The organism is Actinomycetospora sp. TBRC 11914, assembly GCF_012933465.1.
Lineage (GTDB): Bacteria > Actinomycetota > Actinomycetes > Mycobacteriales > Pseudonocardiaceae > Actinomycetospora.
The window spans coordinates 104,371-129,679 of record NZ_JABBND010000004.1; the positions used below are offsets into that span (position 1 = coordinate 104,371).

Consider the following 25,309-nt stretch of genomic DNA (forward strand, 5'->3'; position numbering starts at 1 on the left):
TCACAGGTTCTCCTCCACGCGGGTACGCAGCTCCGCGGCGGTCGGGTCGAGGTTCCGCTCCGCGAACTTCGCGTACGCCACGGCGATGACGAACGTCGAGACGAACTGCAGCAGGCCCAGCAGGAGGCCGACGGTGAGGTTCGTCCCGCCCAGGTGGGAATTGACGAAGCCGGGCGCGAAGTCCGCGAGCAGGACGTAGGCCAGGAACCAGGCGAGGAACAGGCCGCTCATCGTGAAGATGTAGCGGCGCCAGCGGGTGCGGAGGGCCTTGAACTCCGGGCTGCGCTGCATCTGTTCGTACGGGGTCAGCGGGGCGTCGGGTGGCGCCGAGCCGCGAGGGCTCTCCTCGGTCGCACTCATGTGCTCTCGCTTCGGAGTCGGGGCGGGCGGGGTGCCGGAAAGGTCAACGGCCGAACACTAGTTCTCGTCACTCGGCGAAACGTGCTCTTTTCGAGTGGCTCACACCATTACGGTCGGTGTGTGCCGGAGCGGTCGAAACGTCCGGGAAGCGACGTTCCTCCTGGTCAGCCGCGCCCCACACGCATCTCACCGAGGCCGAGCCGCTCCGGAGCGTGCAGACGCAGCAAGGTACGCCCCACCCCTGCGGGCACCCGCGGGGCGGTCGCCCGACTGACCACGACCATCGTCAGGACCGCCAGCGGGACCGAGACCGCGGCGGGCTGGGCGAGCAGGACGCCGGCCGTGCCGGGCAGCTGCGCCCCGAAGAGCGTCGCGAGGGTCGCGCCCAGCGAGAGCACCCCGCCGACGGCGATCCCGGCCACCGCGCCGCGGTCCGTCAGGCCCCGCCACCAGATGCCCAGCAGCAGCAGCGGCGCGAACGTCGAGGCGGCGACCGCCAGGGCCAGCGCGATGCTCTGCGCGAAGTCGAGCCGCACCACCACGAGCGCGAGCACGATGGGAACCACCCCGGCGACGTGGGCGGCGATGCGGAAGTCCCCGAGGCGCCCCGGCAGGACGTCGCTGGAGAGCACGCCCGCCACCGAGAGCAGCAGCCCCGCCGAGACGGCGAGCAGCGTCGTCGCGATCCCGGCCGCGACGAGCCCGCCGAGGACCACGCCGGGCCAGCCGCCGAGGGCGAGCGCGGGCAGCGTCAGCACCACCGCGTCGCCCTCGCTCCCGACGAGCAGCTGCGGCGCGGCGAGGCGGCCGAGCGCCCCGAGCACGATGGGGACGATGCTGAACCCGCCGAGCAGGGCGAGCACGAGCACCGTGGAGCGCCGGGCCGCCCGTCCGTCGGGGTTGGTGTAGTAGCGGACGAGGACGTGCGGCAGGCCCGCGACGCCGAGGCAGGTCGCCAGCAGCAGCGAGTAGACCCAGAGCGGGTTGCGGTCGCCCGATCCGAAGGGCCGGTCCCAGGCGCGCTGGTCGGCCACCGCCCCGTCGACCACCGGCACGTGCGCCCCGGCGGGGAACGCGAGCGTGGTGTCGGCGGCCACCGCGTGGGGGCCGGGCGCCCAGGTGACGGGCGCGGCGCCGGAGACCTGCACGGTGACGGGGTCGGCGACCTGGAGGGTCACCGGGTCGTGCACGGTCACGGTGGTCGGGCGGTCGAACGTCGCCGGGCCGTTCGTGGCGGTGCCGGCCGCGATCCCCGAGCCCAGGAACCAGGCGACGAGGACGACGGCCGGGATCGCGAGCGCCACGGCCTTGAGCCAGAAGCCGTAGGCCTGCACGAACGTCATCGAGCGCATGCCGCCGAAGGTCACCGCCGCGGTGACGACGAGCCCGACGACCAGCACACCCACCCACGCCGGCAGGCCGGTGAGCACCGTCAGGACGAGGCCCGAGGCCTGCAGCTGCGGCACGAGGTAGAGCCAGCCGATGACGACGACGACGACCGTGGTCACCGTGCGCAGCAGCGCGGAGTCGAGCCGGGTCTCGGCGAAGTCGGGCACGGTGTACGCCCCCGAGCGCCGCAGCGGGGCCGCGACGAAGAGCAGGAGCACGAGGAACCCGGCGACGAACCCGACGGGGTACCAGAGCCCGTCGACCCCCCGGGTCAGGACGATCCCGGCGACGCCGAGGAAGGACGCCACCGACAGCGACTGGCCGGCGATGGCCGCCGCGTTCGCGCGGCTGCGCACGGTCCGCGAGGCGGCGAGGAAGTCGTCGGTGGAGCGGGTGACCCGGACGCCGAGCGACCCGATGACGATGACCGCGACCGCCGCGAGGCCCGCGAGGACGAGCGCGACCACCGTGCCGGCGCCGGACATCGGCTCAGTCCTCGACGTCGTCGGCGAAGTCGAGCTCGTTGCGTTCCGCGTGGCGGGTGTAGAGCCAGCCGAGGACCAGCAGGAACGGGAACGCGAGCACGCCGAGCAGCAGCCAGGGCAGGCCGATCCCGAGGACCGGGGCGGCCTCGGAGACCGCGGGCATCGTGAGGAACACGATCGGCAGCACGCCCAGCACGAGGACCGCGACCGCCGCGAGCCGCAGCGCCAGCGTCAGCTGGGAGCGCATGAGGTTGGAGAGCAGCAGCTCGCCGGTCGCGGTCTGCGCCTCGATCTCGGCGACGGTGCCGACCGCCCGGGTCGGGGAGCGGCGCTCCGCGAGCACGATGCGCACCCGCTCCGGCGCCGGACCGTCGGCGGCGTCCCCCTCGGTGTGCCAGCCGTACACCGCCGGACGGCCCTCGAGCATCGGCACGGCCTCGGACGCGGTGACCGCCGAGGCGGGGAACGTGGAGGCGAGCGGGAGACCGCGCACCGGTGTCGGGGCGATCGCGTCCGGGTCCGGAGCGGCCGGGGTGGGCGGGCCGGACACGACGGCGGGCTCGGGGGCGGCCGGGGGTGGGGTGGCCGGCGGACTGGCCGGCGCGGGGGCATCCGCGGCCGGGCCGGCGTCGGGCTCGGGCGCGGGCGCCGACGGGGCCGGGGCGGCGGCGGGCCGGGCGGCGGGGACCTGCCCCGGCACGGCCAGCTGCTCGGTCTCCGCGTCCGGGGCGGCGTGGCGGGGCCGGTAGCCCGGCGGCGGGGTGTGCCCGGAGTGCGGCGCGTCGTCGGGCAGGGCGTGGCGGCCCGGCTGACCGGGCTGGCCGGACGCGGGCCGGGCCCGGCGGGCCCGCACCCGGGCGACGGCGGGCCCGCCGTCGGGCTCGGGCGTCCGCGCGGTGGGGCTGGGGGTGACGGCGCCGGCCGCCTCGTCGTGGCCCGACGGATCGGCCGGGCCGGGGTGCTCGCCCCCGGTCCGGGTCCGGCCGTCGGTGGTGGTCACCGTCGGCCCCAGGCCTGTTTCGTCGACCGGACGAGGCGGTCCTTCAGCTCGCGGGTGTGGCGCCGGCTGACCGGCAGCTCCGCGACCTCACCGCTGCCCCCGCCGTTGCCCAGGCGCACGACGTAGCCCGAGCCGGCCAGGCGCAGCTCGGTGATCAGCGGCAGCGCGACGAGGTAGGACCGGTGGATGCGCACGAACCCGGCGTCCGACCAGCGCTCCTCGAGCACCGAGAGGGGGATGCGCACCAGGTGGCTGCCCTCGGTGGTGTGCAGGCGCGCGTAGTCGCCCTGGGCCTCGACCCAGCGCACCGTCGAGCGCTGCACCAGCTTCGTGGTGCCGGCGAGCTCGACGGGGATCACCTCGTCGTCGCCCTCCTCCTCGACGGCGGGCTCGACCGGGACGGTCGTGCCGCGGGAGGCGAGGATGCGGGTCAGCGAGGCGTAGAGGCGCTCCGGGCGCAGCGGCTTGAGCAGGTAGTCCACCGCGCCGACGTCGAACGCCTCGACCGCGCGGTCGTCGTGCGCGGTCACGAAGACCACTGACGGCGGGATGACGTAGCGCGAGAGCACCTGCGCGAGCTCGAGGCCGTCGAGACCCGGCATGCGGATGTCCAGGAACAGCACGTCCACGTCGGACTGCTTGGCCGGCGCGGAGATGCCCGACGGCGGGGTGCCGAAGCCGCCGATGTTGACCTGGTCGCCGCCCGTGAGGATGCGCAGCGCGGAGATGGAGTCGTTCGCCTTCAGCACCGTGGAGACGCGCTGGTCCTGCTCCAGGAGGTAGGCGAGCTCCATGAGCGCAGGTTCCTCGTCGTCGACCGCGAGGACGACCAGGCCGTCGTTGTCGTTGGTAGTCACTGCTTCGCCATCCTGCCCAAGGGTTCGTCCCGCGTCCACGATAGGGACCCCGCCGGTCGGGCGATCCCGGGGTGCCCGTCGTGCCACGGCGATGCCGCGGACCCCAGAAACATCGTCACCGGACCTCTCACCGTTTCCCCGCCGTTCAGGGCGCGTCGGTGCCGGGACCGAGCGAGTCGGAGATCGAGCGTTCGGTGGACTCCCACGCGGCCGTGCCCTCGACCACCGCACGCCGGACCGCGTCGAGCTGGCGGGAGAGGTCGTCCGCCGCGGGCACCGTGTCGGTGACCAGCAGCTCGCGGTACCACGCGGCCATCTCCGCGTTGTCCTGGCCGGTGCCGGTGGCCAGCGGGTCCTCCGCGAGCCGGCGCAGCGCCTCGCGGGCCTCGGCCACGGTGCGCTCCAGGTCGTCCACCCGGCCCGCGAACCGCCGGGCGTCGGCCGGATCGAGTGCGGCGGAGCCCTCGTCCCCGGAGGGCGTCCCGGGGCCGGGCCCCGAGGGACCCAGACCGCTCATGGCGTGCTCCTTCCGGACGAGGGCGGGCCGAGCGCGTCCTCCAGCTCGCGGCGGACCGCGGGCGACGCCGCGTCCTCCCCGACCAGCCGGGTCCGCCCCGGACGGTCCGGGCCGGCGCGCCCGGGCGGCCCCGCACCAGGATCCTGCCGCAGCCGGTACCGGCCGCGGGGCCCGTCCAACCATTTGATCGTGGCATCACCGCGTTCCCGCCCCGAAGTTACCCCGTTCGGAGCAGGGACGACGCCGATCTGTGTCCAGGCGTCCGCCCCGGTGAGGACGTCCTCGACGGCGCGGCGCTCCCGGTCGCCGCGCGCCGTGCCCGGGCCGTGGTGGCCCGGCGGGGGCACGTCCAGCGGCGGTCCCGCCGCGGGCGGCAGCGGCGGGACGAGCGCCAGCAGCCCGGCCACGAGCCCCGCGGGGTCGAGCGGGCGCACCGCGACGTCGGCGTCGGCGTGGTCCGCCGACCAGAGCAGCGCGCCGTCGGTGGCGCCACCGACCGCGACGGCGGCGACCGGGCTGGTCGCCGAGCGACGCACCAGGTCGACCTGGCGGCTCCGGTCGCGCACCGCGGTCCCGACGGCGAGCAGCACGGCCGCCGGCCCGGGCTCGAGGAGCCCGCGGGCCCGCAGGGCATCCTCGGTGCGCGCCCGGGCGAGGACGGTCTCGTCGTCGCGCTCGGCGGGCCAGGCCGCCGGGGCGAGCGGGTAGGGCCAGTCGGTGGCCCCGCACTGCTCGAGGACCCAGGTGAGCTCCGTGCGGCGCAGGGCGAGGACGGGGAAGGGCGCGGTCACGACGGCTCCGCGGGGACGTCGCCGGGTCGGTCGTCGCGGGGCGGGTCGTCGTCGGGCCGGTCGTCGTCGGCCTCGCCGAGCACCGGTGGGGCCACGCGGCGGGTGGCGTCGGCGCCCCAGCCCGCGGGGTCGGGGTCGACCAGGTACTCGGTGCGCCGCGGCGGGAGCCGGTGCTCCCCGGTCCCGCCACCGACGGGGGTGAGACCGAACGGGGCCGCGTCGAGCGGGCCCGGGGACGGGTGGCCGTGGCCGCCGGTGTCCGTCCCGGGGGCGTGGCCGTCGGGCGGCGAGGACGGCGGGGAGGACGGCGGGGCTCCGTCGGTCGCCGATGCCGCGGCGGGCGGCGTCGCCCCGTCGTCGGCGCGCTGCGGGGGGTCGTCCCGACGGCGGCCGGACGGGCGCCGGCTGCCCGGGCCCGTCGTCGGGAGGGGGACCGGGCGCACCCCGCCGGCGTCACCGGCCGCCGGGACGGCCCGGCCCGTATCGGCCGGACCCGGCGACCCGGGCGGCGTCGCACCCGGGGCCGACGACGCCGGGGCGGGCACCGACGGGCCGGATACCGGGGAACCGGACCCCGACGGGCCGGACACCGAGGGACCCGACCCCGGCGGCGCCGGCCCACGGTCGGGCACCGCCGTCGCCGCCGTCCCCGGGCCGCCCGGCAGCGCCCCGGGCCCGACCGCCCGCGGGCCGACGGGGAGGTCACCCGGCGGGGCCGGACTCGGCGGGGCGGTCGCGGCGCGCTGGAGGACGCCGGTGGCCGCTCCCCGCGCTCCGGTGACCGGGGTCGCGCCCCGGGTCGCCGCCGGGACCCCGGCGCCGGCGTCCGGGCCGGCCGGGGAGCCGGTCGGGGCTCCGGCCGTCCGGGGCAGCGGCGGTGCACCCCCGGCCGTGGACGCCGCCGGACCGCCGGACGGCGCGGCCGGCGGCGGTCCCTCCCCCGCGGTGGTCACGCCGCGGGCCGCGGCGGCGGTCTCGGTCAGGTAGGTCCGGTAGGCCTCGCGGGCCGCCGCCTGCTCCTGCGCAGCGGCCCGGAAGGCCGGGAACCCGTCCGCGGGCGCCCCGGTGACCAGGGCGCGGAGCTCGCCGAGCCCGGGCGGGGCGCCAAGTCCGGGCAGCGCCGGCGCGCGGGGTGGGCCGACGGCGGCCTGCACGCGCAGCAGCGCGGTCCGCATCCCCTCGACCCCGCGGGCCTGGCCGGAGACGGTCTCGGCGAGCTGCTCCATCCGCGAGGCGAGCGCCCCGGTCCGCTGGCCCGCCGCGTCGGCGTCGCGGCCGATCCAGGTCTCGCTGACCCCGCGATGGGCCGCCCGGAGCCGGTCGGCGGTGTCGCGCAGCTCGTCCGCGCGGGCCAGGTGGCGGTCCCGGGCCGCGGCGAGCGCCTCCGGGCTCGCCCCCTCGCGGATCCAGCGGTGGATCTGCTCGTGGGACAGCCCGGACACGTCGCGTCCGTCCCACCCGACCGCCGCCACCCACGCCCCCTCTCCGCGAGCCGTCGAGGATAGGTGGGCGAGGCGTCGCGAGCACTCCAGGTCGGGTGGGTTCCGCAATCACGGCCGCCGAGTGGACCCTGCGGGCTCCCGCGGCGACCGTGCGAGCCCGCTCGGCGACGCCGGACGCCGTCTACAAGCCGAAGCGGCTCCAGTGGGCCCGGTGCTCGAGCCACTCCAGGGCGCCCACGATCGCCGAGGCCGGGTCGGTCGTCGCCGCGGACATCCCCGCCAGGCCGAGCCCGGGGACCCCGCCCGTGACGCCCACGCCGAGCCGCGCGAGGAGCGGCTTGCGGGGCTCGACACCGACCGGCTCGGCGTCGGGGAACCGCTCGGAGAGCACTTCGCGCGGCGTCCCGATGCCGTCGGCCAGCCCGAGCTCGACGGCCCGGCGGCCGGTCCAGACCTCGCCGGTGAACAGGTCGGCGTCCGGCGCCAGCTTGTCCCCGCGCCGCGCGCGGACCCACTCGATGAACAGCTCGTGCAGCTCGCCCTGCATGCCGAGCAGCCACTCGACGTCCTCGGGCTTCTCGGGCTGGAACGGGTCGAGACGGGCCTTGTTCTCGCCCGCGGTGTGCAGGCGGCGCTCGATGCCGAACCGCTCGATCAGCCCGGTGAGCCCGAAGCCGCCGGACACCACGCCGATCGAGCCGACCAGCGACGTCGGGCACGCGAAGATCTCGTCGGCCGCGCAGGCGAGCCAGTACCCGCCCGAGGCCGCCACGTCCTCGCAGAAGGCGAGCACCGGCAGCTCGTGCTCGGCCGCGAGCCCACGGATGCGGTCGGCCACGAGCTGCGACTGCGTCGGGGAGCCGCCGGGCGAGTTGATCACCAGTGCCACCGCGACGGCGTTCTCCGCGGAGAAGGCCCGGACCAGCGCCGACTCCACCGCCTGCAGGTTGATCACGGCCCGCGGCACCGGGCCGGACACGGCGGCGATGACCCCGTTGAGCCGCACGACGCTGACGGTGCCGCCGCCGACCTTCGAGGCGAGCGCACCGGGCAGCACCGACGAGACGGCCGGCGGGAGCTTCAGGGACCCCAGCATCGAGGTCGTTGGCAGCTTCAGGTCCACGACCCCGAGTTTGCCCTACGGGCGTGTGCGTGCGTTCCCGTGCCAGGACACGGGAACGCACGCACAGGACCGGAGGTCAAACGCGAACGCCCGCACGGAACTTGGGCACGCGCAGGCTGATCTTGGTCCCGGCGCCGCGCTCGGTCTCGACGACGAGGCCGTAGTCCGGGCCGAACGCCGAGCGCATCCGGTCGTCGACGTTGCCGAGGCCGACGTGGGCGCCCGAGAGGTGGGCGTCGCGGTTGTCCTCGCGCAGCGCCTGCGGGTCCATCCCGACGCCGTTGTCCTCGACGGTGATGAGGCACTCGCTCGCCGAGTCCTCCGCGGTGAGCGTCACGGTGCCGCCCTCGACCTTGCCGGCCAGCCCGTGGCGCACCGCGTTCTCCACCAGCGGCTGCAGCGCGAGGAAGGGCAGCACCACCGAGAGCACCTCGGGCGCGACCTGCACCTTGACCGCCAGCCGGTTGCCGAACCGGGCGCGCTCGAGCATCAGGTAGCGGTCGATGTTCTTGAGCTCCTCGGCGAGCGTCGTGTACTCGCCGGCCTGCCGGAAGGAGTAGCGGGTGAAGTCGGCGAACTCCATGAGCAGCTCACGGGCCCGCTCGGGGTCGGTGCGGATGAACGAGGCGACGGTGTTGAGCGCGTTGTAGATGAAGTGCGGCGAGATCTGCGCCCGCAGCGCCCGGACCTCGGCGCGGTTGAGCCGGTCGCGGGAGTCGTCGAGGTCGGCGAGCTCGAGCTGGCTCGAGACGTAGCGCGCGACCTCCGCCGACGCGCGCAGCAGCACCGGGCCGGGGGTCTCGGCGCTGACCGCGGCGAGGGTCCCGACGACGTTGCCGTCGACCTCGAGGGGCACGACGACGATGCCCTTGACCGGGCAGCGGTCCGAGCCGCACTCGATGTCCTTGCGGCTGGCCATCTGCTGCCGGCCGGTCTTCATCACCTTCTCGGCGTAGAAGCGCACGTCGAGGTTGTGGTGCTCGGCGTCGCCGTCCCAGGCCAGCGGCACGCAGTCGGCCGCGGTCATCGACAGCGCCTCGGTGTCGAGCAGCGTGCGCAGGTAGGGCACCGCGAACTGCGCCGAGGACTCGGAGAGGCCCTCGCGCAGGGCCGGGGCCGCCAGCGACACCGTGTGCAGGGTCGAGAACGTGGCGCGCTCGAGCGGGGACGCGAACGCGTGCCGGCGCCGCAGCCGCCGGTAGATCACCAGGCCGGCGGCGACGAGGACGACGACCGCGACGAGGGCGACGTAGACCGTCGGGTCGGTCAACCAACCGGGCATCACGACATCGTCCGACAGCAGAGCACGCCAGAGCAACGAGACACACGAGCAGGGAGGCACGCCACCGCCCGTCCGGCGGTATGCAGACCCGTGGGCGTCACTTGACCAGCCGCGAGAGCCGGCGGTCCGCGAGCGGCTTGCCTCCCGTCTGGCAGGTGGCGCAGTACTGGAAGGAGCGCTCGGCGTAGGAGACCTCGCGCACCACGTCGCCGCACACCGGGCACGGCAGGCCGGTGCGGGCGTGCACCCGCATCCCGCTGCGCTTCTCGCCCTTGAGCAGGGCGGCGTCCTGCCCGACGGCGCGGTCCACCGCCTCGGTCAGCACCGAGATCATCGCGGCGTGCAGGCGGTCGACCGCCTCGTCGTCGAGCTTGCCCGACAGCGCGAACGGCGAGAGCCGGGCGACGTGGAGGATCTCGTCGGAGTAGGCGTTGCCGATGCCGGCGATCACCCGCTGGTCGGTGATCAGCGTCTTCAGCCGGGCCGAGGTGCCCGCGAGCAGCCCGGCGAGCTGGTCGCGCGTGAGGGTCAGCGCGTCGGGGCCGAGGGAGGCGATGCCGGGCACCGTCGCGGGGTCAGTGACGACGTAGACCGCCAGCCGCTTCTGGGTGCCGGCCTCGGTGAGGTCGAACCCCGGGCCGCCGACGGTCTCGAGGTGCACCCGCAGCTCCAGCGGGCCCTTGCCGGGCTTCGGCGGGGTGGTGGAGGCCTGCTCGTGCCAGCGCAGCCAGCCCGCCCGCGACAGGTGGACGACGACGTGGAGGCCGTCACACTGCACGTCGAGGAACTTCCCGAACCGCCCGGCCCCCGTCACCAGGCGTCCGGTGAGCGCGGACAGCGGCGGGTCGAAGGTCTTGAGCGCGGTCATGCTCGCGAGGTCCACCCGGGCGACGGGCCGCGCGAGCGCGTGGGTGCGCAGGTGCTCGGCGAGCGCCTCCACCTCGGGCAGCTCGGGCACGGACCCTCCTCCTGGCCGGGACTACTGGGGCTGCAGCGGGCTGTTGGCGCGCGCCGGGGTGCCCCGCTTCTGCAGCGTCTTGATGGCCTGCTTGAACTCCGCGCGGGCCTCGGTGCGGCCCCGGACGAAGCCGCTCCACTCCTCGGCGCGGCCGCCGTCGTCGTCGTCGGGCCAGCGCCCGCCCTCGACGCGGAGCCGGCGGGGCCGGCGCAGCGCCCAGCGCACCGGGAAGAAGGCGATCACGACGATCAGGATGAGGATGACCCAGAGCGGCGTCCGGACCGCCGGGACCTGGAACGCCCACGCGATCTGCGCGAAGATCAGCAGCCCGAGCACGACGATGATGCCGATGACGGCCTTGCGGCCGCCCTCCTTCTCGTGCTCGAAGCCCTCGGACTTGTCGGTCCACATGATCTTGAGCGAGACGATCCACTCCCGCCCGTCGACCCCGGTCACGACCTTCTGGCTCACACCGACCACTCTAGGGCTGGTCGAGGAACTGTTCGACCGTCTCGCCGAGCTCGTGCGGGCGTGTCAGCAGGCCGAGGTGCCCGCCGTCGTGCAGGTGCACCCTCCCGCGCGGCAGCAGCGAGGCCATGATGTGGGCATTGACCACCGGGATCACCGGGTCGCGCCGTCCCGCGAGCACCAGCGCGGGCGCCGTGATCAGGGGCAGCACGGGCAGGCTCGTCCAGGTCGTCAGCGCGAAGAGCTGGTGCAGGTAGGCGGTGGCCCGGACCGGCCTCACCCGGGAGAACAGGGCGTCGACGGCGTCCGGGTCCTCCCCGACGTAGATCTCCCGCCCGGCGTCGCGGCGGTAGGAGGGGTCGTTGTAGCGCCGCGGGGTGAGCATCCGGGCGAGCACCCCGAGCCGCGCGGGCACCATCATCACGCCGGTCCCGGTGCTGACCAGGACGAGCCGGCCGGTGCGGCGCGGGTACTGCAGGGCGAACTGCTGCGCGATCCCGCCGCCCCAGGACAGCCCGAGGACGTCGACGACGCGGTGCGGCGACGGGGTCAGGCCGTCGAGCTGGTCCAGCAGGTCGGCGAGCAGCGTCGACAGCGCCGCCATCGGCAGCGGGACCGTCGAGCCCTGCGAGCCGCCGATGCCGGGCACGTCGAAGCGGACGACCTCGCGGCGCGGGTCCAGGGCGGCCACGAGCGGCTCGAAGAGCTCGAGGCTCGCGCCGATGCCGTTCACGAGCACCAGGGGCCGCACCCCGGGATCGGTGCCGGGGCGCACCCCGACCCGGATCCGTCGTCCGGCGACGGTGAGCGTGCGCTCCCAGCCGGCCTCGGCGGGCTCCCCACCGGGGACGCGGGCCACGGCCGCGCTCACCGGTCGTCCTCGTGGTCGCGGTCGGTGTAGCTGCGGTACACGGCGATCAACGCCTCCTTCTGCGCGTGGGAGAGCCGACGGTCCGCACGGACGGCGCGTTCCACCGTGCGGTCGTCGTCGGGCTCCCCCCGCGATCGCGACCCGCCGGGCGGGCCGACCTGGTCCCGCACGAGACCCGCCTGTTCGAGGAGGGTCTCGGCGGAGAGGTCGAGCGCTTCGGCGATCGCCTGCAGCACGCGCACGGAGGGCACGTGCAGGCCACGCTCGACCTGGCTGAGGTACGGGTTGGAGATGTGCGAGAGCGCCGAGAGCTGTCGCAGGGACAGCCGGGCCAGCCGCCGTTGGTCACGGATGAACGACCCGAGCGCTCGCCGCTGGGCCGCCCAGACGCCGGCCGGCCCCGAGGGCGGGGCCGCGTCGGCGACGGGCCCGGTCGCGCTCAGCGCAGCCGCAGCGCGTCGAGCACCTGGTGGGCGACCGAGCGCTGCATCTCGAGGACCGCGATGCCGGTGTCCACCGCCCGGTCGACCGCGTCGCCCAGCGAGGCGGTGGTGGGCAGCGGGCCGGAGGCGCGGCGGGTGGCCTCGTCCGCGCCCGTGAGCGCGGCGCCCCACATCTCGGCCATGCCCGTGGCGACGTCGGTGACGGCCCGCTGACCCCGGGACACGAGGTCGACGAACGGGTCGGTGGCGGCGCGCGGGTGGCCGTTCGAGGTCGTCGTCATCGGCTCCTCCTCCAGCGACCGGGCGTGCGGCCCGGTGCGCGGTCGTGTCGACCGGGGTGCTCGACCGGCCGATCGACCGCTCAGGATACCGAGCACGGGCCGTGCGGCCCACCCGGGAACCGGTCAGCGCCGCGGCAGCGAGGCGAGGATCTCCTCGCGCACCCGGGCGACCTGCGCCGTGCAGCCGTCGCAGCCGCACCGCGACTGGCGTCCGGCCAGGAGCAGGTCCAGGCGCAGGAAGGGGGTGTCGTACCCCGGTCCGACGGCGTCGTCGACGAGGTGGCGCAGCGCGGCGGACGCCGAGCGCACAGGGCGGGCGGGGCGGGGATCCATGGGCTCACCGATCAGGGGCGGCAGGCAACGACCGAGACGACGTGCGTTGCGTTCCCCGCGACGACGTCGCGCTCTGCGCAACACGGTGCGGGAGCCCCCCGAGCCCCGTCAAGACGTGTCACGTCCCGGCACCGCGAACGTCACGCTACCGCAACGTGATCAGTGTCACGCCGAGGGGGTCAGGCGTTCCCCCGCACGTAGTCGCCCGGGGCCTCGCCGAGGACCGGGTACTCGTCGCTGCCCGTCGGCGGCGGCGTGCGCATGCCCCCGGCCCGCTCGCCGATCCACTCGGCCCACGACTCCCACCAGGAGCCCTTCACCTCGGTGGAGCGGGCGCGCCAGGCGTCCGGGCCCGGGGCGTCCGCCCCGGTGGCGCCGACGGTGCCCACCCAGTGCTTGGCCTTCGGGCTCGGCGGGTTGACCACCCCGGCGATGTGCCCGGCGGTGGAGAGCACGAACGTCACGTCGCCGCCGATCAGCTCGGTGGAGGTGAACGACGTCCGCCACGGGGCGATGTGGTCGTTCTCCGCGGCGACGATGAACGTGTCGGCGTGGATCGCCTTGAGCGAGATCGGCTCGCCCTCGAGCTCCAGGACGCCGCGGGCGAGCTCGTTCTCCAGGTAGAAGTGGCGCAGGTAGGAGGCGTGCATCGCCGCGGGCATGCGGGTCGAGTCCGCGTTCCACGCCAGGATGTCGAACGCCGGCGGGGCCTTGCCCTCCAGCCAGTTCGGCCCGATGTAGTTGAAGATCAGGTCGTTGGCGCGCAGCAGGTCGAAGGTGGTGGCCATCGACTCGGCCGGCAGGTAGCCGGTCTCCTGCATGGAGCGCTCGAGCCGCTCGACGATCTCCGGGCTGACGAACGACGACACCGGCCCGACCTCGGAGTAGTCGAGCATCGTGTTGAGCAGCGTGAGGCTGTTGATGCGGTCGTCGTCGCGGGCGGCGCACCGGGCCGTGAGCAGCGCCGCCATCAGGCCGCCGAGGCACAGCCCCATCAGGTTGACCTTGTCGGAGCCGGTGATCCGGCAGACCACGTCGAGCGCCTCGGCGTCGCCGAAGTTCAGGTAGTCCTCGAACGACGTCGAGGCCATCGAGGAGTCCGGGTCGCGGTAGCTGATCATGAAGACGGTGTGGCCGTGCTGCACCGCCCACTCGACGAGGCTGCGCTCCGGCGCGAGGTCCATGACGTAGTACTTGTTGATCCACGGCGGGCTGCACAGCAGCGGGATCTCGTGGACCTCGTCGGTCTGGGCGTCGAACTGCACCAGCTCCATGAGCCGGTTGCGGTAGACGACCTTGCCGGGCGTGGCCGCGAGCTCCTTGCCGACCCGCAGGTTGCTCGCGTCGACCTGGCGGGGGCGCCCGTTGTTGGTGGCGACGTCGTCGAGGACGTTGCGCAGGCCCGCGACCACGCTCGCGCCGCCGGTCTCGAACGCCCGCTTGAGGGCGGCCGGGTTGGTCGGCAGCAGGTTCGACGGCGAGACGACGCTGCCGACGAGGCCCATGAGCATCCGGGCCCGTTCATCGGAGTCGGGCTCCAGGCCCGCGGCGCCGACCAGGTCGTCGAAGAAGGACACCAGGGCCAGGTACTCCTGGCGCAGCGCCCAGAACGCCGGGTTCTCGGTCCAGGTCGTGTCCTTGAAGCGGCCGTCCTTGGTGAGCGGCATCGGCGTCTCGCCGTCGGGGGCCTCCGTCGTGTCGCCGCCGGCGAGGCCGCGCAGGGCCCGTCCGGTCGCGGCGGCGCCGATCCGGGCCGACACCGCCGCGAAGGCGGACGCGGCGCGGCCCACCTCGCTCGGGTGCGTCGCCCAGCCCTGCGCGAGCTGCAGCACCGTCCGCCCGAAGAGGGCCGGGTCGGTGCGGGCCAGCAGCGAGTCCGGCACGACCGTCTCGAGGGCCCGGGCCAGATCCGGCGTGCGCGGCGCGGGTGGGGCCGTGTTGCGGCGGTCCACGGTGCTGTCGGTGCTCGCGGCCATCGTGCGCTCCCGTCGGGCAGGTTCCCCAACGCTCCGGGACCCTCGTCGGGTCCCGGAGCGCGTCGTCCGGACCAGTGTGTGCCCCGTCACCACGTGGTGGAAACGGCCGGGAGAAGGGTCTCTGAGAAGGCGATCAGCCGAGCGGGCCGCGCTTGCGGGCGACGATCCCCTCGTAGACCAACGGGCTCGCGTCGGTGGCGAGACGGTGGCGGAAGCGCTCCCGGCGCACGACCTCGAGCGCCCCCGACGCCATGCCCTCGGAGATCATCGTCGCGAAGCCGGTGGTGTCCTCGGCCGCGAGGAACGCGTCCTTGATCGTCAGGACGACCCAGCCGTCCTGCGCGATGTGGTCGTAGGCCGTGCGGAAGGCGGCCGGCGGGATGTCGCCGAAGCCCAGCGCGGCCACCACCGTGAGGGCGTTCAGCCGGTGGTCGTCCAGCCGGCGCGCCTGCTGGGGGTCGAGCGCGGTGAGGTCCTCGACGAGGTAGTCCGCGTACAGGCCCGGGCGGTCACGCTCCGCGGCGGCGCGGGCCTCCGGGAGGATGTCCACCCCCACCGCGTGGGCGACCCCGACGTGGGCGAGCTCCTCGGCCATGATCCCGTTGCCCGCGCCGAGGTCGAGCGCGCGGATGTCCGCGGCGTCCTCGCGGGCGTCGGCCAGGGCGTCGGCCAGCAGGCCCGCCATGAACCGCGGCGAGTCGCAGCCGAGGACGTCGTAGAAGATCTTCTCGTAGAGCCCCGGCACCTCGAAGATGTGGTGGTAGTCGTGGAAGCGGTACTCCCGCCAGGAGCCGTCGGGCTGCGCCACCACGCACCACTCGTCGTCCTGGTCGAACTTGCTGCTCGGCTCGGGCAGCGCGACGCGCAGCGCGCGGCGGGCCTCGCCGAGGGCGGCCGGGCCCTCGTAGACCCCGCGGCCCAGCCGGTGCTCCCCGTCGGTGGGTCCCGGACCGGGTGTCGCGACCGCTGCTCCGTGTCCGTTGACCGTCTGCGTCATGCGACCACCCCTTCGGTCGCGCCCAGGGCGCGACCAGCACGCGGACAGGCGACATGGCCGATCCGCAGGATCAGGACGATTGATCGTCGCGAGGGTCGGCGCGAGGGGTCAAGCGAGGTGGGCCGCAGAGCGAAAGCATCACAAAGCCTTGAAACAACGCCGGGCGGTCGGCATGCGGTCACCCTCGGTGACCACGCGACCGGGCGTGCTCAGCGCCAGCGGTCCTGCGAGCCCCGCGGGTCGTAACGCTGCGTGCGCTGGTCGTAGTACTGGCCCGGCGGCGGGTACTGGCCCTGCGGCGGGTACTGCGACTCGCGGTTGCCGTAACCGGCGTCGTACCGGCCGTCGTACGGCTGCTGCCCCTCGTACTGCTGCTGGCCCTCGTACTGCCGGCCTCCCCAGCCGCCGCGCGTGGCCGGCCGGACCGACGTGGCCGAGACCCCCGAGAGCATCGAGACGATCGCGATCCCGATCGCCGCGTAGAGGATGCCGGTGGCGATGTGGGCCGAGATCGTCCCGTCGGCCAGGAACACCTGCAGGATCAGCACGACGATCACCAGCACCGCGATCGCCGAGAAGAACGACGCCGGGCGGGGCGTGGTGAGCAGCAGCAGGTGCAGCAGCGCGGTGCTCGCCAGCGCCGCGATGCCGGCCGCGATCGGGATGACCGTCGAGGCGTTGTCGACCAGCGCCCCGCTGCGCCCGGCGGTCTGGATGCCGACCTCGAAGATGCTGTTGATGATGAGGACACCGACGAACGCGATACCGGCCGCGACCAGCGCAGTCGCGACGCCGCCCGCCCACAGCCGTTTCGCGACGACCTCGACGTCGCCGTCGTCCCAGGAACGCTGCGGGTAGCTCACGACCGATCCCCTCGCCGGTTGACGGGTTCGTTCTACCAGTCCCGGGTCACGCCACGGTCGAACGACCGTCCCGCCGCGCCACGACGACGGTCCGGGGGTGGCCCCGGCCGTCGTCGGGTGGCGGTCACGCGGAGCGTCGGGCCGCGGTCAGGCGGCCGAGCGCTCCTCGGTGGGACGACGCCGCAGCCGCGCGTGCTCGATGGCCGGCGGGGCGTAGGAGACGTCGCCGGGGTCGACGTCGGTGCCCGGCGGGACGATCTCGTCGATGCGGTCGAGGACCTCGTCGTCGAGCGTCCGCTCCGCGCCCGCGAGCAGGTCGTCGAGGTGCTCCATGGTGCGTGGGCCGATGATCGCCGACGTCACGCCCGGGTGGGCCACCGCGAACGCCATGGCCAGGTGGGTCAGCGAGACCCCGGCCTTCTCGGCGAGCGGGAGGAGCTGCTCGACGACGTCGAGCTTGCGCTCGTGGGTCAGGCGCCCGGGCGCGAAGGACATGCGCGGGCTGTCGGTCTGCTGGCCCTTGCGGTAACGCCCCGTGAGCAGCCCCATCGCCAGCGGGCTCCACACCAGCGCGCCCATCCCGTAGCGCTCGCAGACCGGCAGGACCTCGCGCTCGATGCCCCGGTTGACGATCGAGTACGGCGGCTGCTCGGTGCGGAACCGCTCGAGGTTCCGGCGCTCGGACACCCACTGGGCCTCGACGATCTCCGAGGCCGGGAACGTCGACGAGCCGATCGCCCGGACCTTGCCGCTGCGGATCAGGTCGGTGAGCGCCGAGAGCGTCTCCTCGACGTCGGTGTCCGGCGAGGGACGGTGGATCTGGTAGAGGTCGACGTGGTCTACCTGCAGGCGCCGCAGCGAGTTCTCGACCTCGGTGACGATCCAGCGCCGCGAGTTGCCGGCCCGGTTCGGGTCGTCGCCCATGCCGCCGTGCACCTTGGTGGCCAGCACGACGTCCTCGCGGCGCTCGGCCGGGAGCTGCTGCAGTGCCTTGCCGACGATCTCCTCGGACTCGCCGCGGGAGTACACGTCCGCGGTGTCCACGAAGTTGATCCCCGAGTCCAGGGCCTTGTGGATGATCCTGATCGAGTCGTCGTGGTCGGGGTTGCCCATGGCGCCGAACATCATCGCGCCCAGGCAGTAGGGGCTGACCGTGATGCCGGTCCGGCCCAGTGTCCGCATCTTCATCGCGAGGGAGTGCTCCTTCGGGGCTGGTCTGCTGACCCCGGCTGAGTAGCCGTCCCGGACGAGGTCGAAGCACCGCGACGCTCGAGCAGCGTCAGGAGCGCCGCCGCGACCCCCGCCACGACGAAGGACAGCAGCGAGGCCGAGAGCCACGTCGGCGGGACGAACCCGAGCGCGGCGCGCAGCGCCGACCACGCGTCCGACCAGCCGGGCGCGCCGCCGGGGTTGACCAGCTGGTAGGCGACGAGGCCCACGAGCCACGCCACGACCATCAGCGGGCGCGACGGCGCCCAGCGCGAGAGGTCGGCGCGGCCGCGTCCGTCCCCCGTCGCTCCGCGCGCCCAGGTGCGGTTGACGAGCGCGTCGCCGACCCCGACCCCGAGCAGCGGGACGAACACCGAGCCGATGACGGCGAGGAAGCTCGAGTAGTCGTCGATCGTCACGCCGAGCGCGAGCACCGTCACGAGGGTCCCGACGACGAGGCAGAGCACCCGGCGGTCCGCGCGCGGCCAGAGGTTCTGCGCGGAGACCGCGGTGGAGTAGACGTTGGCGAAGGACTGGTCGGTCTCCCGCAGCGTGAGGACCAGGAGCGCCGCGAGCCCGAGCGGCGCGGCGAGCATGGGCGCGAAGACCGCGTCGCCGTTGCCGGCGACCAGCGACAGCGCGGCGAGGCCGACGACGAAGCAGAGGATCTGGGTGATCGCGTAGCCCACGGTGGCCGCGGTGAACGCGGTCGCGACCCGGCGGGAGTGCCGCGAGTAGTCCGACGCCACCGGGATCCAGGAGACGGCGACCGCGATCGCCGCGTCCGTCCCGGCCCAGAACCCGGACCAGGACCCGCTCTGCCCGAGGTCGGCCGCCGCCGGCCGGGAGAACAGCCACCAGGCGAGGTAGGCCACCGCGATCGCGACCAGGATCGTCACCACCCGGCGCAGCAGCCGCAGCATGCCGAGCGGGCGCAGCGTCAGCGCCGTCGTCACCACCCCCGCGCCGAGCACCCACGCCCACGTCGGGCCACCGAGCGCCAGCACGCCCGCCTGCGCGATGACGACGAGCTCGAAGGTGCCCCACCCGACGAGCTGGACGACGTTGAGCACCGACGGGATCCACGACAGCACCCCGCCGAAGAGCCCGCGCAGCACCACCATCGCCGGCGCGCCCGTCCGCGCCCCGGGGATCGCGGACAGCCCGACCATCGCGCTGCCGATGAGCGTCCCGACGACGGTCGCGACGAGCGCGGCGGGGATCGTGAGCGGCGCGGAGCCGGCGGGCTCGAGGACCGCCAGGACCCCGGCGAAGCCGAGGAGGCTCACCCCGAGGTTCGCCCAGAAGGCGCCCTGGTCGAGCAGCCCCAACGAGCGGGGCACCGGCCCGTCGAGGGTGGGGGCGACCTCGTCGGGCCCCTGCTGCGTCGGCGCGGACGATGCGGACACGGCCATGCGAACACCTCGCTGCTTCCCTGCGCCGGCATGACCCGGATCAGGTTCGGACGGTCGGGACCACCGCCGGCGGCTCGGCCGGCCAGGTCCCCTCTCAGCCCGTCTCCCGGACTCCCGTGGAACGCACTCGCGCCCCGGCGCCGACGGTAGGACGTCGGGCGCCGGGGCGCGAGGGGGTGTGACGCGTGCGGTGGCTCAGCCGGTCAGCACGCGCCGGCCGCCTTGCTGAGGATCACCGCCACCGTCATGAACGCCGCCATGGCGAGCGTCAGCAGGACCAGGGCCCGGACCGAGACGGTTGGCGTCTCCCGGGTCGGGGTGGGGGCCTCCACCCGGGGACGCGATCCGTAGTCCTCGACCCGGAGGTCGAGCAGGCCTGTCGTCATCGCCGTGTCCTCCCCGTCACCCGACGTCCGTGCACTTCTGGTTTCCGTTGATGCAGTTCGCCGTGGCCTTCGCCTGCCCCTGGCTCGACACGTTCTCGAAGTCACCGTGGTCGGTGATGGGGTCGTGCTGGTTGTCCGGGAACGAGTCGATGGAGAAGGCCTTGCCCGCCGGCTGGTCGTAGGTCAGCGTCATGCGCAGCGCCGGGATCGGCTCGAAGCCGTCCTGGCAGTTGCCCTTGCTGTCCGGGAACTCCATGTGCGAGCGCCCGTCCTTCGACGCCAGGTTCTGCCCGTCCCAGCAGCTCGGGAAGTCGAGCATGCGCACCAGGTGCGAGCCCGACGGGCAGATCGGGTACTTGCTGGTGACCCGGTCGGTGAAACCGGTGCAGGTGTACTTGGCGTTGGCGTTGTCGCCGTTCTGCACCTTCGCCTTGGCGTTCCCGGTGATGATCCGGAGATCGGTCGGCATCGGCTTGACCGGCTCGTCGCCGTGCCCGTGGAAGGTCAGGTCCACCGACGCCGGCTTCAGGATGCTGCCGACGTTGCCGTCCTTGCTGCCGCCGTCCTGGCCGACGTCGGGACCCTTGCCGTTGAGGTCGCGCAGCACCGGCCAGTAGAAGGTGCTCTTGTCGCCGCTGCCGCACGAGGTGCCGGCGCCGGCCAGCGACCCGTCGTCGGAGTTCGCGTTGGTCGACTGGTTGCCGACGTAGTCGTGGACGTGCTGGGCGCCGTTGCGCTTGCCCGGGGCGGCGATGAAGTTGTCGGAGTTGTTGTGGTCGCTCACACCGCAGTCGACGGTGGAGGTGCCGCCGGAGAACTCGCCGCCGTCGCCGATGTTGCCGCTGGGGGCGACGTTGTTGATGTCGACGAAGTCGTCGCCGCTCGCCGCCGCGATCTTGTCCCGGCCGGGGAACGGGTCGTCCTTCTTGCCCTCGGCCTTGTTCTTGGCGTCCTGCTTCTTCTGGTCGTCGGTCTTCTTGGCCTCGTCCGGCGTGTTGTCGCCGTCCTTGCCGTCCTTGACCTTCTTGCCGTCCCCGGAGTCCTTCCCGGAGTCCTTGCCGTCCGAGGAGTCCTTGCCGGAGTCCTTCCCGGAGTCGCCGCCGTCCGACGAGTCCTTGCCGGAGTCCTTCCCGGAGTCGCCGCCGTCCGACGAGTCCTTGCCGTCACCCGACCCGCCGTCCGACGAGTCGTCGGACTTGTCGGACGAGGACTTGCCGGAGAGCGAGGAGATGATGCTCCCGCCGCCCGAGCCCTTCGCGAGCGCCGTGCCGCCCAGCACGACGGCGGTGCCGCCGACGAGCAGGGCCGCGACGGCCGCGAGGAGCCGGAACGGGAGCCGCGTGCGATGTCGTCCACGTCGGGGCATGGGCGAACGACCTCCTGACGATTCATCGGTCCCGGACCGTGGGGAGCGCGGCCCGGACACGACGGCGTCGTCCGGCGGGACGGACTCGGGTGTCCGCTCCGGGGGAGCGCGGCACGACGCCGTGGTCTTGCGGGCCGGAACGCTAGGAGCGGGACCGTTCACCGGACCGTGATCTGAGAGAGACCCGGTCGGGATGCCGCTGACCGTGCGTCGTGACGCGACGAAGGGCGGGATTGTTGGTCCAACCGGCCCAGTGGATGCGACGGTCGCCGGTGAGCGCTCTCAGGGATCCACCCGTCGTGCCCGCCACACCGCCGCTCGGCGCCGCGTCGTTGAACTCCGGCCGCGTGCCCGGCACTGTGGTCCGCGATGCAACCCAATCGTTATGCGGACGCGGAGCGGGGCCGCGTGCTGTGTGTGGCTCCTCCCCACCGCACAACGAGCGTGCTCGTCGGTGCGTTGCGGTCCAACGGCTTCGAACCCCAGCTGCTGCGCGAGAGCTGGAGCGTCGGGGCCGCCGCCCGCGCCGGTGGCGCCCGTGCGGTGGTCCTGGACGTCGAGATGAGCGGCCTGCGCCCGGTCGAGGTCCTCGCGGACCTGCACCGCGAGAGCCCGCGCACGCCGGTCATCGCGCTGACCTCGGCCGAGGCGCGGGACCGCACGGTCTCGACGCTGCGGGCGAGCCACGACGACTACCTGGTCACGCCGTTCCCGATGGAGGAGCTGCTCGCGCGGCTGCGCCTGCGGCTCGGCGACGACCGCCCGACCGCCCAGCTCTACCTGCGCCGCGGCGAGATCATGGTCGACACCGCGCTGGAGCAGGTGTTCGTCGAGAACAAGCCGGTGAGCCTGTCCCGCACCGAGTACGCCGTCGTGGACGCACTGATCCGTCATCCGCGGGGCCAGGCGATGTCGCAGGACGAGCTCGTCACGCGGGTCTGGGGCGGCCCGCCCACCTCGAACATCGTCGAGGTGTACATCGGCTACCTGCGCCGCAAGCTCGGCGCGGAGCGCATCCGCACCATCCGCGGGCGGGGGTACGTGCTCGAGGGGTAGGTGCGCTCCGCGCTCACAGGGCCGGAGGCCGGCTAGACCATCGACGCCAGGGCGACCTGGCGGGCGCGCCGCTGGGCGTGCGCGACCTGCAGCGCCTGGGCCTGCGCGGCCGCGGCCTCGGCCTTGGCGGCCCGCCGGGCCCGCCACCCGCGGGGCTCCGGCGCCGTCGGCTCGACCGGGGTGCTCTCCGGCGACACCCGCGGCGCCGGGATGGCCGGGAACGGCGTCGAGCGCAGCGCGGTCTGCGGCGCGGCGGTGCTGACGGCGACGGCGACGTGGTGGCGGCCCATGGTGCTTCCCCCCGGACGGTGCGGGCCCCACGGCCCGCCTCACGCCCGGTACATCGCCCGGTCCGCGCGACTGTTTCGCTGAGGACGCAGCACCACCCGGACGGGTGTCCTACAACGTCCGGAGGAACCCGATCTGGCGCTCCAGCGAGGTCGCGAACGGCTCACCGACGTAGATGTCGAAGTGGCCGCAGTCGAGCTCGAGGACCTCGACGCGTCCGCCCGACGTCGCCGCCACCTTCCGGACCGCGTCCGGCGGGGCGATCGCGTCGTCCGCGGCGACCACGAGCAGCATCGGGCAGCGCACCCGGGGCGCCGCGGTGACCGGGCGGTTGAACGGGATCGTGAGGATCCCGCGGGCCGGCATGTCGTTGACGAACGTCGGCCCGACGATCGCCCCGTAGCCGGGCGCGGCGTCGGGCGAGGTGATCGCCGCGGTCGCGCCGGGCGGGCCGTAGATGCCGACGCGGTGCACGGGGCGGCCGAGCAGGGCGCCGGCCGTGTCGCGGAGCGCGTGGCCCGTGAGCCGCAGCAGTTGCCCGGCCCCGGCGTAGCGCAGGATCTCGAGGACGGCGCCGAGCCCGTCCATCGCGGCGCCCTGTGAGATCACCCCCGCGATGCGCGGGTCCTCGGCCGCCACCGCCACCACGTGGCCGCCGGCGTACGACGAGCCCCACAGCACGATCCGGGCCGGGTCCACCCCGTCGATCAGGCGCGCCCGCGCGACGGCGGCGTGGTAGTCCCGGCGGTGGGTGCGGTGGTCGACCGAGCGGCGCGGCTCGCCCTCGGAGTCGGCGAAGCCGCGGTAGTCGACCAGGAGCACGTCCGCCCCCGCCGCGGTGAAGCCCTCGGCGAAGGGCAGCAGGCCCGAGTCGCGGGTCGCGCCGAACCCGTGGGCCATGACGACGCACGGCCGGCCGGCCTCGCCGGCCAGCGAGCCGTCCTCGGCGGGCAGGTACCAGGCCCCCAGCCGCCGACCCTCCGACTCGACCGCGATCTCCTGCACGGCCATGCGGCACACTCCTCGGCTCGCGACGACAGCGGCCCCGGAGTGTGTCAGATCACGGCGCGGACGCCGTCGACGCCGAACAGGTCGGTCTCGTACGGCTCGCCCGGCGCCCGCCCGACGTGCACGAACCACTCCGTCCCGAACGCCATCGCGAAGGCCTCGTCGGGCAGCGCCAGGAAGAACGAGTCCTCGGCGATCTGGCTGGAGTGGGCCCGCATCGCCGCGCGCTTGGCGGCGATCCACGGCGAGACGTCGACCCGGGTCGTGAGCTCGGCCTCCGGGGTGCCCATCGACTCGGCCTCGCGCTCGTCGGGTCCGTCCCCGTCGCCCATGAGCCCCGCCGCGGCCGCGGCCGCCACCAGCCGGCGCATCTCGTCGCGGTTCATCGTCGACTGGAACACCCGCGGCGTGCCCGCGATCTCGGCGGCGCGCATCCCCACCCGGTGGACCTGCACGTGGTCGGGGTGCCCGTAGCCGCCGTGGTCGTCGTAGACGGTGACGACGTCGGCGTCCTCCTCGCGCAGGATCGCCGCGAGCTTCTGGGCGGCGTCCTCGACGTCGGCCGCGGCGAAGGCACCGGGCGCGGCGTTCGTGTCGGTGCCGACCATCCCCGAGTCGACGTAGCCGAGGAACTCGGTCCGCGCGACGCCGAGGATGCGCGCCGACTCGAGGGTCTCGACGTGGCGGCGCTCCGCGAGCGTCTGTCCGGGGGCGAGGACGTCGGCCACGATCTCGCCGTGCTCCCCGCCGGTGGCGACGACGAGCACGACGCGGTGGCCGGCGTCCGCGGCGGCCCGCATCACGCCGCCGCAGGCGATGCACTCGTCGTCCGGATGGGCGTGGAACGTCACCAGGGTGGCCACGCCGCCGCAGCCTAGTGGGCGGCCCGGATCAGCCCAGCGTGAACGACAGCACCAGGATCAGGATGACCACGACGACGACCGCCGCGGTCCCGATCACCGACGCGAGCTCGCGACGCTTCCCCAGGAACACCTCCGACCCCTGCATCCCCGACGGCGGGCGGTCCACCCGGTCCGGTGCGCGCTCCACCCACGGCGGCGTGGTCTGCGCGGCGGGCACCGGCGGCGAGGGGCGTCGGCCGGCGAGCCCGCCGGGCACCACCTGGGTGCGCTCCGGGGGAGGCGCGAACGACGGCGGGCGGAAGCCGGGGGGCGGAGTGCCCGGCGGCGGCGGGCCCGGCGGCGGGCCCGGTGGCGGGTCCGGGACCACCTGGGTCCGGTCGGCGTCGGGACCGACCACCTGGGTGACCTCCGCCGACGGCCCCGTCGGGGGCGGCGGCTCGCCCCACCGGAACGGCGGGGGGAACGGGTCGGGGCCCGGGGCACGGGGTCCGTGGCGGGGTTCGGCCACGACCGGGATCGAGGCGGTGTCCTGGGCCGGATCGTGCGGGGGCGGGGACACCGGTTCATCGGCCGCGGGTCGCGCCGGCGCGGTCCCGGACGGGACGGCCACGGACGGATCCGTGGCCGCGCGACCGAGTCGCGACGACTCGGTCTCTCCGGAGGTCTTCGCCCTCGACCCCGCGCCGGGCGAACCGGGTCGCGGCGACCCGGTCTCTCCGGAGGCCTGCGCGCTCGACCCCACGCCCGGCGAACCGGGTCGCGGCGACCCGGCCTCTCCGGAGGCGTCCCCACCCGGCCCCGCGCCGGGGGAACCGAGCCGCGACGACTCGGTCGCTCCGGAGCCGGGCGCGGCGGGCACGTCACCGCCCGGTCCTCCGGCGTCCGATCCGGCCTCGCCGTCGGGCCCGGCCGCGGCCCGCCCCGGAGACGCCGACCCGGTCGCCGGCCCCTGCCCGGAGGACACCGGCCGCCCGGGCCCGTGCGCATCGCCGGTCGGGGTGGTCGGGTCGGCGGGCGCCGGAGCCCGGGCCGCCCGGGCGGCGGCCTCCTCCTCCCGGCGACGCGCGACCAGCTCGTCGCGCCGTCGGCGGTAGGAGGTCGCGTCCACCCGACCGGCCGCGAGGTCGTCGTCCAGGCGCTGCAGCTCGTCGGCGGCCTCCACCACAGACATCCTCTCCGGCACGTCACGGTCGGTGTTCCCCTGCCGCAGACGGTAACGGACCAACGGGGCACCGCACCCGTTCCACCCGGACGTGGTCACGATCTCCGCGCCGAGGACCGA

Annotated in this window: 27 protein-coding genes and 1 riboswitch; of the genes, 1 reads left to right on the forward strand and 26 read right to left on the reverse strand. The window is 74.7% G+C overall.

What is annotated here, in order from left to right; all coding sequences use genetic code 11:
* The 22 genes from HH311_RS10060 to HH311_RS10165 all read right to left on the reverse strand — a co-directional run bounded on the left by HH311_RS10060 (position 1) and on the right by HH311_RS10165 (position 20,812).
* Positions 1 to 360 carry a DUF485 domain-containing protein gene (locus HH311_RS10060; RefSeq protein ID WP_211190059.1) on the reverse strand — a complete coding sequence of 120 codons (360 nt, stop codon included), beginning with the start codon at positions 358 to 360 and terminating at the stop codon, positions 1 to 3.
* A 164-nt stretch (positions 361 to 524) separates the two neighbouring features.
* Complete coding sequence (locus tag HH311_RS10065; RefSeq protein ID WP_169183509.1) at positions 525 to 2,234, reverse strand: cation acetate symporter; 1,710 nt, start codon at positions 2,232 to 2,234, stop codon at positions 525 to 527.
* A gap of 4 nt (positions 2,235 to 2,238) precedes the next feature.
* Complete coding sequence (locus HH311_RS31560; RefSeq protein WP_248292386.1) at positions 2,239 to 3,234, reverse strand: hypothetical protein; 996 nt, start codon at positions 3,232 to 3,234, stop codon at positions 2,239 to 2,241.
* Entirely contained in the window at positions 3,231 to 4,091 is an 861-nt protein-coding gene (locus tag HH311_RS10075) for a LytTR family DNA-binding domain-containing protein (protein ID WP_169183510.1), read from the reverse strand. Before HH311_RS10075 ends, HH311_RS31560 begins: the two co-directional genes overlap by 4 nt.
* A 145-nt stretch (positions 4,092 to 4,236) precedes the next feature.
* Entirely contained in the window at positions 4,237 to 4,608 is a 372-nt protein-coding gene (locus tag HH311_RS10080; RefSeq protein ID WP_169183511.1) for a hypothetical protein, read from the reverse strand.
* Positions 4,605 to 5,399 (reverse strand): ESX secretion-associated protein EspG, encoded by a 795-nt coding sequence (locus HH311_RS10085; protein WP_169183512.1) that lies wholly within the window; start codon positions 5,397 to 5,399, stop codon positions 4,605 to 4,607. The genes HH311_RS10080 and HH311_RS10085 overlap by 4 nt, the downstream gene beginning before the upstream one ends.
* Complete coding sequence (locus HH311_RS10090) at positions 5,396 to 6,841, reverse strand: WXG100 family type VII secretion target (protein WP_169183513.1); 1,446 nt, start codon at positions 6,839 to 6,841, stop codon at positions 5,396 to 5,398. The genes HH311_RS10085 and HH311_RS10090 overlap by 4 nt, the downstream gene beginning before the upstream one ends.
* A 181-nt stretch (positions 6,842 to 7,022) precedes the next feature.
* Positions 7,023 to 7,964, reverse strand: coding sequence for a S49 family peptidase (locus HH311_RS10095; RefSeq protein ID WP_312030059.1), 942 nt, complete (start codon positions 7,962 to 7,964; stop codon positions 7,023 to 7,025).
* 76 nt (positions 7,965 to 8,040) lie between these two features.
* On the reverse strand, positions 8,041 to 9,246 hold the full coding sequence (locus tag HH311_RS10100) for a sensor histidine kinase (RefSeq protein ID WP_169183514.1): 1,206 nt from the start codon (positions 9,244 to 9,246) through the stop codon (positions 8,041 to 8,043).
* A gap of 97 nt (positions 9,247 to 9,343) precedes the next feature.
* Positions 9,344 to 10,204 (reverse strand): Fpg/Nei family DNA glycosylase, encoded by an 861-nt coding sequence (locus HH311_RS10105; RefSeq protein ID WP_169183515.1) that lies wholly within the window; start codon positions 10,202 to 10,204, stop codon positions 9,344 to 9,346.
* Positions 10,205 to 10,225: 21 nt separating this feature from the next.
* Positions 10,226 to 10,675 carry a hypothetical protein gene (locus HH311_RS10110; protein WP_169183516.1) on the reverse strand — a complete coding sequence of 150 codons (450 nt, stop codon included), beginning with the start codon at positions 10,673 to 10,675 and terminating at the stop codon, positions 10,226 to 10,228.
* Between the two features lie 10 nt (positions 10,676 to 10,685).
* Entirely contained in the window at positions 10,686 to 11,543 is an 858-nt protein-coding gene (locus HH311_RS10115) for an alpha/beta hydrolase (RefSeq protein WP_312030060.1), read from the reverse strand.
* Entirely contained in the window at positions 11,540 to 11,986 is a 447-nt protein-coding gene (locus tag HH311_RS32580) for a helix-turn-helix domain-containing protein (protein ID WP_169183656.1), read from the reverse strand. The genes HH311_RS10115 and HH311_RS32580 overlap by 4 nt, the downstream gene beginning before the upstream one ends.
* The gene (locus HH311_RS31570; protein ID WP_169183517.1) at positions 11,983 to 12,267 is read right to left on the reverse strand and encodes a hypothetical protein; all 285 of its coding nucleotides are present in this window, start codon (positions 12,265 to 12,267) and stop codon (positions 11,983 to 11,985) included. The genes HH311_RS32580 and HH311_RS31570 overlap by 4 nt, the downstream gene beginning before the upstream one ends.
* Positions 12,268 to 12,390: 123 nt before the next feature.
* A complete protein-coding gene (locus tag HH311_RS10130) occupies positions 12,391 to 12,600 on the reverse strand; it encodes a hypothetical protein (protein ID WP_169183518.1) in 210 nt (69 codons plus the stop codon).
* A gap of 179 nt (positions 12,601 to 12,779) precedes the next feature.
* On the reverse strand, positions 12,780 to 14,576 hold the full coding sequence (locus HH311_RS10135; protein WP_169183519.1) for an alpha/beta hydrolase: 1,797 nt from the start codon (positions 14,574 to 14,576) through the stop codon (positions 12,780 to 12,782).
* A 133-nt stretch (positions 14,577 to 14,709) separates the two neighbouring features.
* Positions 14,710 to 15,573, reverse strand: coding sequence for a class I SAM-dependent methyltransferase (locus HH311_RS10140; RefSeq protein ID WP_169183520.1), 864 nt, complete (start codon positions 15,571 to 15,573; stop codon positions 14,710 to 14,712).
* A 209-nt stretch (positions 15,574 to 15,782) separates the two neighbouring features.
* Positions 15,783 to 16,436: a hypothetical protein gene (locus HH311_RS10145; protein ID WP_169183521.1), complete on the reverse strand. Its 654-nt coding sequence runs from the start codon at positions 16,434 to 16,436 to the stop codon at positions 15,783 to 15,785.
* Between the two features lie 147 nt (positions 16,437 to 16,583).
* Positions 16,584 to 17,624 carry an aldo/keto reductase gene (locus tag HH311_RS10150; protein WP_169183522.1) on the reverse strand — a complete coding sequence of 347 codons (1,041 nt, stop codon included), beginning with the start codon at positions 17,622 to 17,624 and terminating at the stop codon, positions 16,584 to 16,586.
* The gene (locus tag HH311_RS10155; RefSeq protein WP_169183523.1) at positions 17,621 to 19,060 is read right to left on the reverse strand and encodes a cytosine permease; all 1,440 of its coding nucleotides are present in this window, start codon (positions 19,058 to 19,060) and stop codon (positions 17,621 to 17,623) included. Before HH311_RS10155 ends, HH311_RS10150 begins: the two co-directional genes overlap by 4 nt.
* A riboswitch (TPP riboswitch) is annotated at positions 19,060 to 19,188 on the reverse strand. (Overlaps the previous gene by 1 nt.)
* A 75-nt stretch (positions 19,189 to 19,263) precedes the next feature.
* A complete protein-coding gene (locus HH311_RS10160; protein ID WP_169183524.1) occupies positions 19,264 to 19,446 on the reverse strand; it encodes a hypothetical protein in 183 nt (60 codons plus the stop codon).
* A gap of 16 nt (positions 19,447 to 19,462) precedes the next feature.
* The gene (locus HH311_RS10165; protein ID WP_169183525.1) at positions 19,463 to 20,812 is read right to left on the reverse strand and encodes a DUF1996 domain-containing protein; all 1,350 of its coding nucleotides are present in this window, start codon (positions 20,810 to 20,812) and stop codon (positions 19,463 to 19,465) included.
* A 444-nt stretch (positions 20,813 to 21,256) separates the two neighbouring features.
* Here HH311_RS10165 and HH311_RS10170 point away from each other — a divergent pair, with 444 nt between their 5' ends.
* Entirely contained in the window at positions 21,257 to 21,868 is a 612-nt protein-coding gene (locus HH311_RS10170) for a response regulator transcription factor (protein WP_169183526.1), read from the forward strand.
* A 32-nt stretch (positions 21,869 to 21,900) separates the two neighbouring features.
* Here the strand turns inward: HH311_RS10170 and HH311_RS10175 are convergent, their stop codons facing one another.
* The 4 genes from HH311_RS10175 to HH311_RS10190 all read right to left on the reverse strand — a co-directional run bounded on the left by HH311_RS10175 (position 21,901) and on the right by HH311_RS10190 (position 25,198).
* A complete protein-coding gene (locus HH311_RS10175; protein ID WP_169183527.1) occupies positions 21,901 to 22,158 on the reverse strand; it encodes a hypothetical protein in 258 nt (85 codons plus the stop codon).
* A 109-nt stretch (positions 22,159 to 22,267) separates the two neighbouring features.
* A complete protein-coding gene (locus HH311_RS10180; protein WP_169183528.1) occupies positions 22,268 to 23,167 on the reverse strand; it encodes an alpha/beta hydrolase in 900 nt (299 codons plus the stop codon).
* Between the two features lie 44 nt (positions 23,168 to 23,211).
* On the reverse strand, positions 23,212 to 24,027 hold the full coding sequence (locus tag HH311_RS10185) for a PIG-L family deacetylase (RefSeq protein ID WP_169183529.1): 816 nt from the start codon (positions 24,025 to 24,027) through the stop codon (positions 23,212 to 23,214).
* A 28-nt stretch (positions 24,028 to 24,055) separates the two neighbouring features.
* Positions 24,056 to 25,198, reverse strand: coding sequence for a hypothetical protein (locus HH311_RS10190; protein ID WP_169183530.1), 1,143 nt, complete (start codon positions 25,196 to 25,198; stop codon positions 24,056 to 24,058).
* Positions 25,199 to 25,309 lie beyond the last annotated feature (111 nt).